This window comes from Acetobacter estunensis (assembly GCF_019083805.1).
Taxonomy (GTDB): domain Bacteria; phylum Pseudomonadota; class Alphaproteobacteria; order Acetobacterales; family Acetobacteraceae; genus Acetobacter; species Acetobacter estunensis_A.
Genome location: NZ_JAHRDV010000002.1, coordinates 158,336 through 173,721, shown reverse-complemented (window position 1 = coordinate 173,721; position 15,386 = coordinate 158,336). Strand labels below are relative to the sequence as shown.

Annotated in this window: 15 protein-coding genes; 7 read left to right on the top strand and 8 right to left on the bottom strand. The window is 59.4% G+C overall.

Annotation, left to right across the window (positions count from 1 at the left end; all coding sequences use genetic code 11):
• The first annotated feature begins 116 nt into the window (after window positions 1-116).
• Complete coding sequence (locus KUA11_RS03585; protein ID WP_166312853.1) at window positions 117-698, top strand: DUF1013 domain-containing protein; 582 nt, start codon at window positions 117-119, stop codon at window positions 696-698.
• Between the two features lie 43 nt (window positions 699-741).
• Here KUA11_RS03585 and KUA11_RS03580 read toward each other — a convergent pair whose 3' ends face one another.
• A complete protein-coding gene (locus tag KUA11_RS03580; RefSeq protein WP_166312854.1) occupies window positions 742-912 on the bottom strand; it encodes a YdcH family protein in 171 nt (56 codons plus the stop codon).
• 240 nt (window positions 913-1,152) lie between these two features.
• On the opposite strand from KUA11_RS03580, the gene KUA11_RS03575 reads away from it, so the two are divergent.
• The 6 genes from KUA11_RS03575 to KUA11_RS03550 all read left to right on the top strand — a co-directional run bounded on the left by KUA11_RS03575 (window position 1,153) and on the right by KUA11_RS03550 (window position 8,001).
• Window positions 1,153-1,353, top strand: a complete 201-nt coding sequence (locus KUA11_RS03575) for a YdcH family protein (RefSeq protein WP_217409204.1) — start codon at window positions 1,153-1,155, stop codon at window positions 1,351-1,353.
• 43 nt (window positions 1,354-1,396) lie between these two features.
• Entirely contained in the window at window positions 1,397-1,948 is a 552-nt protein-coding gene (gene purE / locus KUA11_RS03570; protein WP_217409022.1) for a 5-(carboxyamino)imidazole ribonucleotide mutase, read from the top strand.
• Window positions 1,932-3,080, top strand: coding sequence for a 5-(carboxyamino)imidazole ribonucleotide synthase (locus KUA11_RS03565; RefSeq protein ID WP_217409021.1), 1,149 nt, complete (start codon window positions 1,932-1,934; stop codon window positions 3,078-3,080). Before purE ends, KUA11_RS03565 begins: the two co-directional genes overlap by 17 nt.
• Before the next feature lie 87 nt (window positions 3,081-3,167).
• Window positions 3,168-4,904 carry a glycoside hydrolase family 32 protein gene (locus KUA11_RS03560; protein ID WP_217409020.1) on the top strand — a complete coding sequence of 579 codons (1,737 nt, stop codon included), beginning with the start codon at window positions 3,168-3,170 and terminating at the stop codon, window positions 4,902-4,904.
• A 116-nt stretch (window positions 4,905-5,020) separates the two neighbouring features.
• Entirely contained in the window at window positions 5,021-6,511 is a 1,491-nt protein-coding gene (locus KUA11_RS03555) for an FAD-dependent monooxygenase (RefSeq protein ID WP_217409019.1), read from the top strand.
• 185 nt (window positions 6,512-6,696) lie between these two features.
• Window positions 6,697-8,001 (top strand): MFS transporter, encoded by a 1,305-nt coding sequence (locus KUA11_RS03550; protein ID WP_217409018.1) that lies wholly within the window; start codon window positions 6,697-6,699, stop codon window positions 7,999-8,001.
• 21 nt (window positions 8,002-8,022) lie between these two features.
• Here the strand turns inward: KUA11_RS03550 and KUA11_RS03545 are convergent, their stop codons facing one another.
• The 7 genes from KUA11_RS03545 to KUA11_RS03515 all read right to left on the bottom strand — a co-directional run bounded on the left by KUA11_RS03545 (window position 8,023) and on the right by KUA11_RS03515 (window position 15,258).
• On the bottom strand, window positions 8,023-9,282 hold the full coding sequence (locus tag KUA11_RS03545) for a cytochrome c (RefSeq protein ID WP_217409017.1): 1,260 nt from the start codon (window positions 9,280-9,282) through the stop codon (window positions 8,023-8,025).
• Window positions 9,279-11,057: a GMC family oxidoreductase gene (locus tag KUA11_RS03540; RefSeq protein ID WP_217409016.1), complete on the bottom strand. Its 1,779-nt coding sequence runs from the start codon at window positions 11,055-11,057 to the stop codon at window positions 9,279-9,281. Before KUA11_RS03540 ends, KUA11_RS03545 begins: the two co-directional genes overlap by 4 nt.
• Window positions 11,058-11,059: 2 nt before the next feature.
• Window positions 11,060-11,734 (bottom strand): gluconate 2-dehydrogenase subunit 3 family protein, encoded by a 675-nt coding sequence (locus tag KUA11_RS03535; protein WP_408744138.1) that lies wholly within the window; start codon window positions 11,732-11,734, stop codon window positions 11,060-11,062.
• Between the two features lie 121 nt (window positions 11,735-11,855).
• Window positions 11,856-12,614 carry an ABC transporter ATP-binding protein gene (locus KUA11_RS03530; RefSeq protein WP_217409014.1) on the bottom strand — a complete coding sequence of 253 codons (759 nt, stop codon included), beginning with the start codon at window positions 12,612-12,614 and terminating at the stop codon, window positions 11,856-11,858.
• Between the two features lie 5 nt (window positions 12,615-12,619).
• Window positions 12,620-13,558 carry an ABC transporter permease gene (locus tag KUA11_RS03525; RefSeq protein WP_254454628.1) on the bottom strand — a complete coding sequence of 313 codons (939 nt, stop codon included), beginning with the start codon at window positions 13,556-13,558 and terminating at the stop codon, window positions 12,620-12,622.
• 46 nt (window positions 13,559-13,604) lie between these two features.
• The gene (locus KUA11_RS03520; RefSeq protein WP_217409013.1) at window positions 13,605-14,051 is read right to left on the bottom strand and encodes an NUDIX hydrolase; all 447 of its coding nucleotides are present in this window, start codon (window positions 14,049-14,051) and stop codon (window positions 13,605-13,607) included.
• The gene (locus KUA11_RS03515; protein WP_217409012.1) at window positions 14,032-15,258 is read right to left on the bottom strand and encodes an MFS transporter; all 1,227 of its coding nucleotides are present in this window, start codon (window positions 15,256-15,258) and stop codon (window positions 14,032-14,034) included. Before KUA11_RS03515 ends, KUA11_RS03520 begins: the two co-directional genes overlap by 20 nt.
• Between the last annotated feature and the right edge of the window lie 128 nt (window positions 15,259-15,386).

Here is a 15,386-nt window from a genome sequence, read left to right as displayed (position 1 = left end):
CCCATTCCAGAGATGCGGGCCAGCAGGCACGCTGGGTTGGAGCCAGGCTCCGTCCATAAAACCGGTTCCGGTGCCTGCGTGAGCACCGCAAGCACACGCAGCAACAGGATCGATCGATGACGACGCTCCCCCTCATGCCGAAAGCGACGGCCGTCTGGCTGATCGAGAAAACCGCTCTGACGTTTGAACAGGTGGCGGCTTTCTGCGGAATGCATCCTCTGGAAGTGCAGGCCATCGCCGATGGTGAAGTGGCGCAGGGAATCGTAGGCTACGACCCGATTGCCAACCACCAGCTCACACAGGAAGAAATCACTCGTTGTGAGGCCGATACGACGGCGCGTCTGAAAATCCTTCCCACCGCCAATCAGGTGAAACGTCGGGCCAAAGGGGCGCGGTACACACCCGTCGCCCGTCGTAACGACCGACCGGACGGAATTGCTTTCCTGTTGCGCAATTTTCCGCAGCTTCAGGATCAGCAGATATCCAAGCTGCTTGGCACCACCAAGGACACTATCGCCAAGGTGCGTGATCGCCAGCACTGGAATAGCCAGAACATCAAGCCGCGTGATCCCGTAACACTCGGTCTGTGCAGCCAGATGGACCTCAATGCCGCCGTCGCAGCCGCCAACGACAAGCTGACACGCGAAGGACACGAAGTCCCTGTTCCTCTCCCTCTCGGAAACGACGAAGAGGGCTGAGAGAGAATGGAGAGCAGCTCGCTAGAAGCCGCTCTCCCCTTCTTCACGAACGGGCGCGAAGACGATCCATCTCTTCTTTCACACTGAGTTTCTTCAGTTTGAGGCGCATCAGTACACGCTGGTCCGGTGAGGGGCGCAAACCTTCCGAATGAATTTCGCTATCGAGAGCGGAATGACGACGGCTGAGGCTTTCGAGACGTGACTGCATGCTCATGGTCTGAATCTCCAGCTTGATTATTGCAACGCGATGACGGTAGCGCCGGGAGAAACGGTTTCGTCATGAAAACTTGCTCATTTCCCGGCAATATAACGGCAACGAAACGGTATACTCCCCGGAGAGCCTCTGGCGTCTGGCCGCGGACTGCCCTAACGTGACATGGGCGTCATGACGGCACGATGTGTGTCCTGCCATGGAGCCAACAGAACCGATACTGGGCAGACAGCCGGAGGTGTGATGCTGCGTGACAACGACAGTATGCTTCGCAGACTTCACGAACTGCGAAGCGAACACCGGGATCTCGATACGGTCATCGACCGTCTTTCCCTTGAACCGATGGACCAACTCCAGATCCAGCGCCTCAAAAAGCGCAAGCTGGTGCTGAAAGACGAAATCGCATGGATCGAGAACCGTCTCATTCCAGACAACATAGCCTGACTTGAAACGGCCCCCGAACAGGGCCGACGGAACCAACGGATCAATGGATAACATCGAAGACCAGCCGATCACGGCGAACGAAGATGTCGCGACTGCTGTAGCAGGCGAGGATAGCCGCCCGCGTGTGGGTGTGATCATGGGCAGCCAGTCCGACTGGGAGACCATGCGCCACGCCACCGCCACGCTGGATACGCTCGACATCCCCTTTGAAGCCAAGATCGTCTCGGCCCACCGTACACCAGACCGACTGGCCGAGTATGCACACACGGCTGTCGATCGTGGCCTGTCCGTCATCATTGCCGGTGCAGGCGGTGCGGCTCATCTGCCCGGCATGTGCGCAGCGTGGACGCGCCTGCCCGTGCTTGGCGTGCCGGTCGAATCCAAGGCGCTCAAGGGCATGGACAGCCTGCTTTCCATTGTCCAGATGCCCGGCGGTGTGCCGGTCGGCACGTTGGCCATCGGCAAGGCTGGCGCAATCAACGCAGCCCTGCTGGCGGCCTCCATTCTCGCCATTGGCGACAAGGATCTTGCCGCGCGTCTGGACACATGGCGCGCCCTTCAGACAGCCTCGGTGCGCGATGAACCCGAAGAATGACACGACCTCCCTGCCCCCCAACGCCGTGATCGGCATTGTGGGTGGCGGGCAACTCGGACGTATGTCCGCCATTGCTGCGGCCCAGCTTGGCTTTCGCACACATGTTCTAGCCGCCACGCAGGATGAACCGGCGGTACAGGTCTCGCATTCCGCCACCATCGGCTCCCATTCCGATCCTGCGACGCTGCGCGCATTTGCGGAAGCGGTTGATGTCGTGACATTCGAGTTCGAGAATGTCTCAGCGGATGGGCTGGACCTTCTGTCATCCATCCGTCCCGTGCGGCCCTCCGGGGCTATCCTGCGCATCAGTCAGGACCGTGCGCAGGAAAAGACTTTTCTCGGTTCCGTGGATGTGGACGTCGCTCCTTGGCGGCTCGTCACGGACGAGGCCAGTCTGCATGAAGCGGTCGAAGTTCTGGGCTATCCTTTCATCCTCAAAACCACGCGCCTTGGCTATGACGGCAAGGGACAGCGTCGCGTCATGAAGCCCGAGGATCTGATAGCTGCCTTTGACGCGCTCGAACCGAAGCCTTTGGTGGCCGAAGGTATGGTCGATTTCGGCATGGAAGTCAGCGTCATGGTCGCGCGGGGGCTGGACGGCACCGTGCGCTGCTTCGATGTCACCGAAAACAGGCACGTCAATGGTATCCTCGACCTCAGCCTCGCTCCTGCGCGGATCGACCCGGAGGTGGCGCAGAACGCACAGGACATGGCGCGGTGCATTGCCGAAGGGCTCGATCTTGTCGGTCTTCTCGGGGTTGAGATGTTCGTGGGGCGCGATGGTCGTCTGCTGGTAAACGAGATTGCCCCGCGTCCGCATAATTCTGGCCATTGGACGATGGACGCCTGCCCGGTGGACCAGTTCGCCATGCATGTCCGCGCCGTCACGGGGCTGCCTCTGCCGGAACCGGTGCGCCATTCGGACGCCGTGATGAAAAACCTCATCGGCCCGGATGACATGACCCTTTGGCCCGAAATTGTCGCGGCTCCTCGTCTGATCCCGCATCTCTACGGCAAAGCGCAGGCACGACCGGGCCGCAAGATGGGGCATGTGAACGTGATCTTCCCGCGCGGCAGTCTCCCCGGCGAGTTCGGTGTCGCAGCCGTGCTCAAGCCACTTGCGCCAGGCTAGATGAGAAATCACCGGGGCAGAGAGCACTCTGCTCCCGGTTGTTTTTCCTTGGTGTTCAGCACTGCCGCGTCTCTCTAGACTGGACGCATGACGAATACCCCTTCCGATCCGACACGCCGCCGTGCCCTCTCCTCATTTGTAGCGTCTTCGCTGGCAGCAATCGGCACTGTCGGGCTGAGCAGCAAGGCGAGCGCAGACGTGTCCTCCCCCACCTCTACCAATGCTCCCGGAAAACCCACTCCCGCGCAGGCACCTGATTCATTGCGCAAGGATGAGCCGAACGCCTCCCATCCTTCACCGGCCGATCAACCCGGAGCGACGGTCCGTCCCATCGTGAAAACCGGAAGCGATGTGTTTTATCGCCCGACGGTGCATTTCTCCCCCACCACCGGCTTCATGAATGACCCCAACGGGCTGGTATTCGATGGTGAGCGCTATCACCTTTATTACCAGTACGATCCTTTTGCGCCGTATGCGGGCCACGTTCACTGGGGACACGCCAGCAGCACCGACATGCTGCACTGGAAGGACCAACCCATCGCCATTCCCGAAACGGAGGCGGGTGAGGCTTTTACCGGCTGTGCCGTGATGGATCGCGCCAACGCCTCGGGTCTGTTTGAGAACAGCAAGGGCGGCATGGTGGCGCTTTATACCCGCGCCAGCCCCGACAGGCAGGCGCAGTATCTCGCCACAAGCCATGACAATGGACAGAGCTTTACGGAATACACGCATAATCCGGTTCTGGATATCGGAAGCAATTCTTTCCGTGATCCTCAGGTAATCTTCCACAAACCCACCAATCAGTGGGTGATGGTCGTCGCCAAGTCACGCCTGCACCAGATCGCGTTCTATGCGTCCATCGATCTAATTCACTGGGTGCATTTGAGCGATTTCGGGCCTTCAGGATTGTTCGGTGTCGATTACGAATGTCCAAACCTGATCGAGGTTCCGGTCGAGGGCGGGGGCTCACGTTGGGTTCTGTTTGTATCGGTCAATCCGGGTGGACCGACCGGCGGCAGTATCACCCAGTATTTCGTGGGGCAGTTCGACGGCACACGTTTCATTCCAGATGACACGGTGATCGGTCTGACCGATTTCGCCAAAGACGCCTATGCCCTGCAGGTCTATGGCAACATGCCCAAGGCAGAAGCCGTCAGCATCGCGTGGCTGGGCAACTGGCAATATTGTCAGGAACTTCCCACTCAGAGCTGGCGGGGCTGCATGACGTTGCCTCGCACCATGACACTACGGCGGGATTTCGCAGGCTGGCTGCGCCTCGCCCAAACACCGCGCGGGCTGGAAACGCTGCGGGATACGGCCATTGCGTTTGAGGTGAAACGCATCGCCGCCGGATCGAGCGCGCAGGTTGCGCTGCCACCCGGCAAGGCGCTGGAACTGCTGCTGTTCGTGACCGTGGATGAACGCCCGCGTGATCTGCCGTTGGGCGATAAGGGGCGCACGGGGCGCTTTGTCATCACCTTCGGCAATGATCAGGGCGAGACACTGACGATCGGCTTCGATGCTTTCTCCGGCCAACTCTGGCTGGACCGCGATGAACTCAAGGGATTTGCTCAACCCTTCTTCACCGGTCAGTTCTCCACCGTGCTCAATCCGGATGATCGGCATTTCGAAATCCGTGTCGTTCTGGACGCCTGCACGCTAGAGATTTTCGCCAATGGTGGCTTGTCGGTTGGCACAGCGTTGATCTTCCCTGTCAGTCCACTGGATTTCCTCCGTCTTGAGGCAAATGGCGCGGGTGCCACAGTGGAGCGGGTGGAGCTTTTCCAACTGCGAAAGGTGATGGAGCGGGAAACGGCTGTTTGAGGGCGGCCTAAACCTCGCCTCAGCCATCGAAACAGGAACAGTCCGGGCTCGTCCGACGTTAATATGGAGATCGTTGTCCGTATGTCCGGACAATATCTTTCCTTCGGACACAAACCATGTCGAAGCCCGTTCTTGTCGTCGGCGCAGGACCTGTCGGTCTGACCATGGCTATCGAACTGGCCCGTTACGGCGTGCCAGTTAGAATTATCGACAGGTTGGCGGCGCGCACGACCCAATCCCGGGCTTTGGCCATCTGGCCGCGCACACTCGAATTGCTTGATGCATCTGGTTGTGCGGATGCCTTTGTGGCCACCGGACTGCGTGCCAATACCGTCAATATATATGTAGGCAACACAAGGCTTGCCCGAATACCGCTTGGGACAATCCCTTCTTCCTTCAATTACCTCCTGATGATTCCGCAGTTTGAAACCGAACGGCTTCTAGAAGACCGTTTGAGAAGCCTTGGACAGGTTATCGAACGCGAAATCGAACTTACAGACTTCGTTGACACGCATGACGGTGTTTCCTGTACGCTCACGCATGCAGGAGGCAGGCGCGAGATCCTTGAAACTACGTGGCTTATCGGGTGCGACGGCGCGCATTCCTTTGTTCGCAACAGACTGGGGCTTGCGTTCGAAGGAGATACGCTGCCCACGGCTTTTGTCATTGCGGATGCCCATGTGACGGGTCTTGCCATCCCGCCTGACGAACCGACGATTTTCTGGCACTCGGACGGGCCCGTGATGTTCTTTCCGATATCGCGCAACCACTATCGTATCATCGCCGATCTGGGTTCGGTTCCATTGCATACGCCGGATCTGCGGGAAATGCAGACGATTGTGGATCAGCGTGGACCGGGCAAAATTATTCTGTCCGATCCCGTGTGGCTTTCAAGCTTTGGAATCAACGAACGCAAGGTCCGAGACTATCGCAAGGGCCGGGTGTTTCTGGCCGGTGACGCGGCCCATATCCATAGTCCTGCCGGCGGCCAAGGCATGAACACAGGCATGCAGGATGCCTTCAATCTCGCTTGGAAACTGGCGCTTGTGGAGCGGCAAGAAGCCAAGCTGTCACTGCTGGACAGTTACAGTATCGAACGCAGCGGTGTTGCACGACAGATATTGTCAGAGTCCGGTCGTATGACCAGAGTTGTTCTGCTGAGAGGTAGTCTGAAGCAGATGATACGCAACGTCATCGTAAAATGGATTTTCAGCATTCCGGCGATCCGTCGCGCCATCGCCAATCGGCTTTCCGGAATCAGGATTGGTTATCCTAATAGCCCCCTCAATATGGGTTCAACCCGAGGATTACGTGGTCCCGCACCGGGGCAGCGATTGATTTTCAGGCGAGGCTCTGACGGAGACACTGTTCCCCGCTTTGTACTCGCTGCCAAAGACAGCGTCCAAACGCGGACTCTGATCGCGCGTCATTCATCCTTACTGAAACCCGAACTATGCCTGCCGCCGGATGAAAACGGTATCTGGCTGGTGCGACCCGATGGTTACGTCGCGGCTGTCGCACGGAAGGGAGACTGGATAGCAATCGACGCAGTTCTGAATGAAATAGCCATCGAACGTCATTACATGCATGAGATTGAAGCACATTGATGAGATATCATCATGAAATCGGACAGACAGGGTGTGCCTCTTTTGAGACGAAAAGACACTGCGCCATTATTCCTTAAAGCGGACATGGTAACTAACATTGGAGTGATGGCGTCTGGCTCGGCCTGTCGTTTCACAAGCCTATGATAGCGTTCGACGTGGTCTAAAATCTCAAGTAAAGCAGGTCAATGGAGAACAAGCAGGCTCTTTCCGTAAAAGAAAAGATAGCTTACGGCTGTGGTGATGCTGCCTCCAACATGATGTGGGGCATGACGTCATCCTACCTAATGTATTACTATACGGATATATATGGGATTCCGCTGGTTGCCGTATCATGGATACTTCTTGTGGCTCGCGTTGTTGATGCCTTCTGCGATCCAGCCATCGGCTATATTGTTGACCGTATTGGCGGGTTGATCGTGCCGCGTCTGATCCGCTTCCTTGCCATTCCCTTCGGCATAACAGGTTTCCTGTGCTTTCTGGCCCTGCCGCTTTCGCCCACGGGGAAAGTTGTGTGGGCCGGAGCGACCTATATCGTGTTCGGTGCCATCTATTCCTGCATCAATACACCCTATGGTGCACTGGCCGTCACGATGAGTCGCTCTGCCACAGGACGAGTTGGCCTCAATGCGTTCCGCATGATGGGCTGTCAGGCCGGATCGCTGCTTGTGGCGCTGCTGACCATTCCCGCCATCACATGGTTGGGTGGAGGCGAAAGCCCGGCGCAGCACCGGTACGGCATGGCGGTCTATGTGCTGGCACTGTCGGTTCTGGGCACTATCCTGTGGCTATGTGTGGCGCGTGGGTGCACCGTAAGACATCCGCCATTACCCGTCCGACAGGATCTTTTGGCCACGCTGCGCCATCTTCTGAGAAACCGGCGATGGGTGCTGAGCAACCTTCTCGCGTTCTTCTATTTCGTGGGGCAGGCGGCCCTGTTCGGGTTTGCCCTGTATTACGCCCGGGTCGTTCTTGGCGGCACGGAGCAACTGGGCGCCAATATCATTACCTTCATCACCGTCCTGCTGTTTGCGGGCGTGCCCGTGTGTCTCCCGCTGACCAGACGTCTGGGGACTGCCCGCAGTGGGATCATATGCCTGATCGCTCAGGGAGCAGCCTATTTGGCGATGGCTGTGGCGGGTGCATCCATAACGGGCTTTTTCCTGTCCATAGCCCTTCTGGCACTGGCTCAGGGCGTGATGTCTCCGCTGTATTACACCTTGCTGGCGGAAGCCGTGGATGATGGTGATCCGCGGACCTCGACCGGATCGGCCGGGCTGGCGTATTCGATCAACACATGGGTCACGAAGCTGGCAATGGGTCTAACCGGCTTCGTTCTGGCGCAGTTCCTCTCACAAGGCCATTACGTCGAGGGTGGAGTTACACAGCCACCGGAACTGTCCGCGTGGATTACGACTGGATTTGTCTGGCTACCGTTGGGAGCGGTATGCATGCAGGTCTTCTGCCTTCTGGCATGGCGTGACAGAGAATGAATATTCCACTGCCCCCAGACATCACTCCTCCGGTGCCATCTTTCCAACATCCACCGTCCCATTCCCCCAAGCATCCCGCACAAAGCTCACCACATCGGCGATCTCCCGCTCCGACAACCGTTTCGCAAAAGACGGCATCGTGAACGCTGACGGCGCGGTCTGCATCGCAGGCAATGTAGCCCCCGTGTGAAGCAGCATGATGAGCGAGTCCGGCTTCTCGCTCATCACCACAGGATTACCCGCCAACGGCGGAAACACGGGCGGATAGCCGCGTCCGTCCGTACGATGACAGGCCGCGCAGTTATCCACGTAAAGCCGCGCTCCACGTGCGCTCACATCCCCCTTGCGGAGCACGAGGGCGGTGCGGTCATCATAGCTCCACTTCGGATCAGGCTGACGGGCGGGCGGCAGAGTGCGCAGGTAACGAGCAATGGCGTGCAGATCATGGTCCGTCAGATATTGGGTGCCGTGCAGGATCGCGTTGGTCATGCCGCCGAAGGCCGAGCCGCTCTGCGCGCGCCCACTGCGCAAGAAGGACACAATGTCGTCTTCACTCCAGCGTCCTAGCCCCGTACGGTTTTCCTGCCGCAACGAAGGTGGGATCCAGCCGTCCACGGCATCGCCACCCGCGAGATAGGCGGGGCCGTCGCGTGCTGTCAGGGCTTTTTCCTGCAAAGTGATGGCACGGGGCGTGTGGCATGCGCCGCAATGTCCCGGCCCTTCTACGAGATAGGCCCCTCGCGCCACGTCCGGATCGTCGAAAGAGCGTTCGCTCATCTGGCGTGCCTGCATGGGCTTGGGCGCAAACATCCAGCGCCAGACGGTCATGGGCCAGCGCATGGACAGCGGCCAACGCATGGTGTTGGCAGGTGGCACCTCAGACGAAGGAGTGACGCTGTAATGAAACCACGCATAGAGCGCCTGCATCTCGTAGTCGCTCATCCGCGCGTAGGAAGGATACGGCATGGCCGGATAAAGCGAGGCACCATCTGCCCGCACACCTTCCCTCACCGCACGGGCGAACTGCTGCTCGGTGTAGCGACCGATGCCATGCTGCGGGTCAGGTGTAATATTGGGACTGTAGAGCCGTCCGATCGGCAAATCGAAAGGCACCCCGCCCGTATAGGCCGCCTTCCCTTCCACCGAGTGACAGGCGCTGCAATCGGCGGCGCGGGCGAGGTAGCGGCCTTCTTCGATCAATGCAGCGGAAGACGCGGGTTCAGCATGCGCGATACCAGCGAACACGAGTGTCAGCGCACATGAGAACGCCAGCCGCCTCATGATGGCACCAATGGGCCAGGTGCTTTGAGATAGGTGGTGCGGATGTGATGCGCCGCCCAATACGCCAAAGCCGCCACCATGCCGGTGGGATTGTAGCCCATACCCTGCGGAAATGCGTTGGAACCGATGACGAACACGTTCGGTACATCCCAGCTCTGGAGATAGCGGTTGAGGGCGCTGGTCGTCGGGTCATCGCCCATGACCGCACCGCCACCGAGATGGGTGGTCTTGTACACACGGGTGTCAAAAGACTGACCGGGCTGCAACATGCCCAGTTCATATTTCGTGGCCCCGAGTTCTTTCATGATCGGCTCGATACGGCTCACCACATAGCGGTTCATGCGGATGTCGTTGTCGTGCCAGTCATAGGTCATGCGGAGAAGCGGCTGGCCGTAAGCGTCTTTCCACGTCGGGTCCAGATCGAGATACGCATCGCGATAAGCCATGTTGCTGCCGTGTGCGTCGATGGCGAACGTATGACGGTAAGTATCAGTGAAAGCCCGCTTGAACCCCTTGCCCCAGCGCGGTGCGTCCCTGCCACCACCGAAGGATGAGGCAGCAATGGGTTTCACCCCGGCCTGATTGACCCACACGGGCGAACCACCAATGAAGCCATGCGGTCCGTGATCGAAGTTCATACTGTTGAAATCGTCAATCGCCACACCACCACCGCCGGTGCCGATGAACTGGTTGGTAAAATGATCCTTCGGCATCCACGCGTGCGACGTCGTGATGGTCTGATAAACGAAGTTGCGCCCCACCACGCCTTCGTTCTTCGCAGCATCATAAGGGCGACCGATGCCTGAAAGCAGCATCAGATGGACATTGTGAAACTGGAACGCGCCAAGAATGACGAGAGCGGCCTCGACCTTCACTTCCCGGCGCGTGTCCAGATCGAGATAGGTCACGCCGCGCGCATGTTTTTTCGCGCCGTCCAGATCGACACGCAGCACATGCGCGCGACTGATGAGACGAAAGCCCGCATCCTGCCGCAATGCGGGCAGAATGTTCACATTGGGCGAGGCCTTGGAATACATGTAGCAGTCGTAACCGCTGCAATAGCCGCAGAAATTGCACGGTCCCATCTGTGCGCCATACGGATTGGTATAGGGACCGGACGCATTGGCCGCCGGCAGGGAATAAGGATGATACCCTGCCCGCTCGGCCGCTCCTCGAAACAGATGCGCAGTATAGACATCCTTCAGGGCCGGCAGAGGAAATGCATCCGAGCGCGAAGGCGAAAAGACGTTTCCTTTGCCCACGATTTTGCCGTTGATTCTGTAAGGTTCACCCGACGTACCAAAGACTTTCTCGGCCTTGTCGAAAAACGGCTCCAGTTCCTCATACGTCACACCGTAATCCTGAAGATGCATGCCTTCAGGAATGAACTTGCGGCCATACCGGGCGATGATATTGCTTCTGAGTGCCAGATCATCGGGGGCCACACGGAAATGCACCCCGGACCAGTGCAGGCCCGCGCCACCGACGCCTTCTCCGGGCAGAAATGTCCCAAGGGAGCGGTAAGGCAGCGCACGCTGATCCATGCGGTTGCGGATGGTCACTGTTGTTTGTGACAGATCCTGATAAAGCCGGTGCCGGATCGCACCGCGCAACTCGTCGATTGAGTCCGGATAGGCACCCTCCACCGCTGTCGAGCGATCCGGTCCACGTTCGAGCATGATGACGGAAAGCCCGGCTTCCCTCAGTTCCTTGGCGAGAATGGACCCGGCCCAGCCAGATCCGACCACCACAGCATCGGCACGCAGGATGTCCATGCTCAGGCTCCCTTCGCCGTCTCGCCGTTGATGGCCACACTGCCCAGCGGATAGGACGGGCCATACTGGTCCACCCAGTCCATGAAGTCAGCCCGTGCGCCGGGAAAACCGAGCATCACCCATCCCCCCAGATGCCGGTTGCCTCCGTAAAGTGGATCGCTGAACGCCCCTTCCAATGTATTGGCGAGGAGTTGCTCGAAAAACAGAGAAGCGGGCAGTCCCTCGTCAAGGTCGATCGGGTCTTTCTCGAAGGACGTCAGGACGACGATCTGCGTGTCGGTATCCAGATCGGCAAAAGATTTTCCATATGCCTTGGCGCAGTAGCGCTCCGCCCCCGCGATGCCTGTGCGATAGAGATCGCGGGGTGCGAGCGGCAACTGATAGCCAAGATTGGGTGGCCCTGCCTCAAAAGGCGCCATCATGTACCACAAAGCGCCCCTGCCCCATGGCGTGTCCATCTGCCGGTCGATGAAACGCGGCACGGCCAGATCGCGAGCGCCCGGCCCCACTTCATCACGCGGAAAAAGACATTCACAGGAGGCTTCGATGAAGCGCCATTCCTCGGTCGTAAAGAAACGCGGGGTATAGGGACCATTCGTCTCAGCGGCGATGGCCTGACGCCAGCCTTCCAGCCCTCCCACCGTCCAGAACGCCGTCGTACCGGCAAGAGCAGTCACGAAGCGGCGTCTGGTCGTCTCTGGCAATGGGCTGCGGTCCCTGGTTCCATAGGAGAAAAACGTTCCGATACGTTACCGGAAAATACGCGGCATTGTTAAGGGCACAGGAGTGATCTTTGTCTTACCCGGCCGCAAGATAGGCAGGCAGAACCTCGTCCACTGGCCCGTCCATCCGGATCCTGCCCTGCTCCATCCAGATCAGGCGGGTGCACCATTTTTCCAGCACAGTGGGCAGATGACTGGAGATGACAAGGATTTCCGCCCCCTCCACCAATCCGGCAATGCGGCCTGCGGCCTTTTGCATGAACGCCGCGTCGCCCGCCATGAACCATTCGTCCATCACCAGCACGTCCGGCAGGATCGCCGTGGCCAACCCGAAGGCCAGCCGCAGCCCCATGCCGGAACTGTAGGTCTTGAGCGGCAGGTCCATGAACGTGCCGAGATCGGCAAAGGTCTCGACATCGTTCTCGATCTCGCGGATGGCGGTCTTTGAAAGACCGGCAAACAACCCCCGCAGGCGAATGTTCTCACGCCCCGTCAACTCGATATCCATACCGAGAGACGTATCGAGCAGCGTGCCCAGGCGCCCCCGCACCAGCACGCGACCGTCTACCGGCTCGTAAATACCGCCTAGCGCCCGCAGCAACGTGGTCTTGCCCGCGCCATTGCGCCCCACCAGCCCGAGCCGTTCTCCCGGTTTTACGGTAAAGGAGATATCGGAGAGGGCGCGCACCACCACGCGGTTTCGGTCGTCGCGCTGAAAGCGTGAAACCTTCAATCCTCCGACGAGCTTTTTTGTTCGCTTCTTCAGGCTCCGAGCATCACCGTGATAGAGCGGGAAAGAAATGGAGAGGTTCGAAACCTCGATGCCAGCCGCCATGCGCTCTACACCCAATAGGCCAGACGGCTGCGCATCCGCGCGAACAGCCCAAAGGCGACGCTCCACAGCGCGACGCTATAGACTATCGCGGTCCACCAGATCGAAGGACGCACCGCGCTGCCCATAAACGGTCCTCGAAGCACCTCGATCAAGGGATAGCACGGGTCCAGAAGTAGGTACTGCCGTCCCAGCGTGATGAGATCCGGTTTCCACAAAACAGGCGTGATGAAAAAGAGGATCTGCATGACGTTGGAGGCGATCGGCGGCATATCGCGGAACCGCGCACCCAGCACTCCCATGAGCAGCGTGATCGCGAACAGATCGAGCAGCCAGAGGCCCATTCCCACCGGCAGTTGCCAATCCAGCGTCGGACGGACGTGGAAGATGAGAAACAGGATCACGATCACGCCCACACTGTGCAGGAAGGTCAGCACATTGCGCACCACGCTGCGCTCGACATGCACGAAAAATGGCATGCGCATAGCGTGGATAAGCCCCGAAGCGTTGGTGAAGGTGGCACAGCCCTCCGTCACGGTCCCCGCGAGGAAGGACCACAGCACCAGCGAGAAACACAGGAACGGGAGATAGACCGCAAGATCGATATGAAAGAGCGTGGCGTAGAGCACACCCATCGCGCTTACGAGAATGGCGGTCGAAAGCGTCAGCCAGAACGGTCCCAGCAGGGAACCGCGATAGCGCTGACAGATATCGAGCCAGCCCAGAGTCCAGCCCAGCCGAAGCAGGCTCACACCCTCACGTATGTCGCGCAGAGCGTGTACGATATGGCCAAAGCCGCGTTCGGGCCGAAGATCGAGAACGGGCATTGCCCCAGCCAGTTCGGCCTGAACGTGCGGCTCGTCCGTAATGGGCGCAGGTGTGGAAGAAAGAGGACGCTCTTCCACCGCAGATGCGTTCTCAGGTGATGACCCGTTCGTACTGCTCATGAAAGGGCGATAGACAAGGGCGACAGCGGACGCAAGCGGTTGTCCTTCAGGATGCGTTCTGCGCCAGCCGCGCGAGGTCCAGAACGCCTCGACTGCTCTGTCCCGCCATCTGGGCGATTTCGTCGAGTGTGAACCACTTCGCCTCAAGCGCATCGTCATTAGCACGCGGCGTGATCGTGGTCGCGTCTTCGGGCAACACGCAGCGGATGGCCACAATAACGTAATGGAACAGGAGCTGGCCATCGGGCGCGTGATGAATGGAATCCAGCGCCGTGAGCACGGAAGCCGCTCGTGCATGTACGCCGGTTTCCTCGACCAGTTCGCGGGAAGCGGCTGTGAACAGGTCTTCCCCCGGCTCAATCCGCCCCCCGGGAAATCCCCACAACCCGGCATCCGGCGCATTGGCACGTTTTACGAGCAGGAACCGCCCGTCGGCAAGATTGCGGCAGACCGCCAGAACGCCGCCGCGTGGCTCAGGTGGGTTTGATGTCATTGAGACGGTCCAGATCACGCAGGCCGGGGAAGAAACGCATCCACACCGCCGTCACCACAAGCGTGCCGACACCGCCGAGGACCACAGCCGGAACAGTGCCAATGGCTGCTGCCAGCATTCCACTCTCGAACTCCCCAAGCTGATTGGAGGAACCGATGAACAGCATATTCACCGCCGAAACGCGCCCCCGCATCTCATCGGGCGTACCAAGCTGTACCAGAGCGCCGCGCACCATCACGCTGACGACATCCGCCGCTCCCAGCACCATGAGAGCCGCAATGGAGAGCGGAATCGAATGCGAGATGCCGAAGACGATGGTGGCCATACCAAAAATCGCCACGGCAAGAAACATCGCCCGCCCGGCATGCCGGTTCAGCGGCCACCGCGTGAGAATGGCCGCCATCAACACGGCTCCCATGGCAGGACCGGCCCGCAGAAGCCCCAGCGACACCGGACCCGCATGCAGGATGTCGTAGGCATAGACCGGAAGCAGAGCCGTGGCGCCTCCAAGCAGAACGGCGAACAGATCGAGCGAGATCGCTCCCAGCATGGCCGGACGACTCTTGAGAAAAGAGATTCCCCCCAGCACGGATGCCAATGTGGCGGGTTGGCGTGGCCGTTCGGATACCTTGAATGTCAGACTGGCGGTGGCAAAGGCGGAAATGGCGAACCCGATAGCGCACAACGCGTAACAGACATCCGCACCCAGTCCGTACAGCACGCCCCCAAGAGAGGGACCGGCAATGCAGGCCACCTGAAAGAGCGAGGACGAAAGGGCCGCCGCTTGCGGAAAGAGTGCAGGCGGCACGATGGACGGCAGAAATGTCTGTTGCGCGGGCATTTCGAACGCCCGGCAAGCGCCGAACAGGGCCACGAGCACATACAGCGCCCAAGGTGCGATCCAGCCCTCCCATGAGCCGATGGCCATGAACAACGCCGCACTCGCTTCAATGGCCTGACATGACAGCACGATCCTGCGTCGATCGAACTGGTCCGCCACATGACCGGCCGGCAGCGTGAGAAACAGCATGGGCAGGAACTGCGCGAGTCCGACAAACCCGAGCACCGCAGCGCTATGGGTCAGCGCATAGATCTGCCATGCAACGGCCACAGCCTGCACCTGAGAAGAAAAGGCCGCTACATTGCGACCGACCAGACAGGGCATGAGACCGGGATGGCGCAGAAGCGCTGCTGTCGAGTTTGGCATGGAGGTGTCTCTAGCAGCCCCCTCCACTCTTGGCACGAGGGGGAGCGTTGGTAATCCTTCACATCATGCTTGAGCCGGACGTTGCCACCACGGAACCATACGGCCATACCATCTTCGCTCCCTTCATG

Coding starts and splice junctions, on each gene's coding strand:
- KUA11_RS03560 (WP_217409020.1), top strand. CDS start 3,168: ATGACGAATACCCCTTCCGATCCGACACGCCGCCGTGCCCTCTCCTCA.
- KUA11_RS03555 (WP_217409019.1), top strand. CDS start 5,021: ATGTCGAAGCCCGTTCTTGTCGTCGGCGCAGGACCTGTCGGTCTGACC.
- KUA11_RS03550 (WP_217409018.1), top strand. CDS start 6,697: ATGGAGAACAAGCAGGCTCTTTCCGTAAAAGAAAAGATAGCTTACGGC.
- KUA11_RS03540 (WP_217409016.1), bottom strand. CDS start 11,057: ATGGACATCCTGCGTGCCGATGCTGTGGTGGTCGGATCTGGCTGGGCC.
- KUA11_RS03575 (WP_217409204.1), top strand. CDS start 1,153: ATGCTGCGTGACAACGACAGTATGCTTCGCAGACTTCACGAACTGCGA.
- KUA11_RS03585 (WP_166312853.1), top strand. CDS start 117: ATGACGACGCTCCCCCTCATGCCGAAAGCGACGGCCGTCTGGCTGATC.
- KUA11_RS03525 (WP_254454628.1), bottom strand. CDS start 13,558: ATGAGCAGTACGAACGGGTCATCACCTGAGAACGCATCTGCGGTGGAA.
- KUA11_RS03515 (WP_217409012.1), bottom strand. CDS start 15,258: ATGCCAAACTCGACAGCAGCGCTTCTGCGCCATCCCGGTCTCATGCCC.
- KUA11_RS03530 (WP_217409014.1), bottom strand. CDS start 12,614: ATGGCGGCTGGCATCGAGGTTTCGAACCTCTCCATTTCTTTCCCGCTC.
- KUA11_RS03580 (WP_166312854.1), bottom strand. CDS start 912: ATGAGCATGCAGTCACGTCTCGAAAGCCTCAGCCGTCGTCATTCCGCT.
- KUA11_RS03565 (WP_217409021.1), top strand. CDS start 1,932: ATGAACCCGAAGAATGACACGACCTCCCTGCCCCCCAACGCCGTGATC.
- KUA11_RS03545 (WP_217409017.1), bottom strand. CDS start 9,282: ATGAGGCGGCTGGCGTTCTCATGTGCGCTGACACTCGTGTTCGCTGGT.
- KUA11_RS03520 (WP_217409013.1), bottom strand. CDS start 14,051: ATGACATCAAACCCACCTGAGCCACGCGGCGGCGTTCTGGCGGTCTGC.
- purE (WP_217409022.1), top strand. CDS start 1,397: ATGGATAACATCGAAGACCAGCCGATCACGGCGAACGAAGATGTCGCG.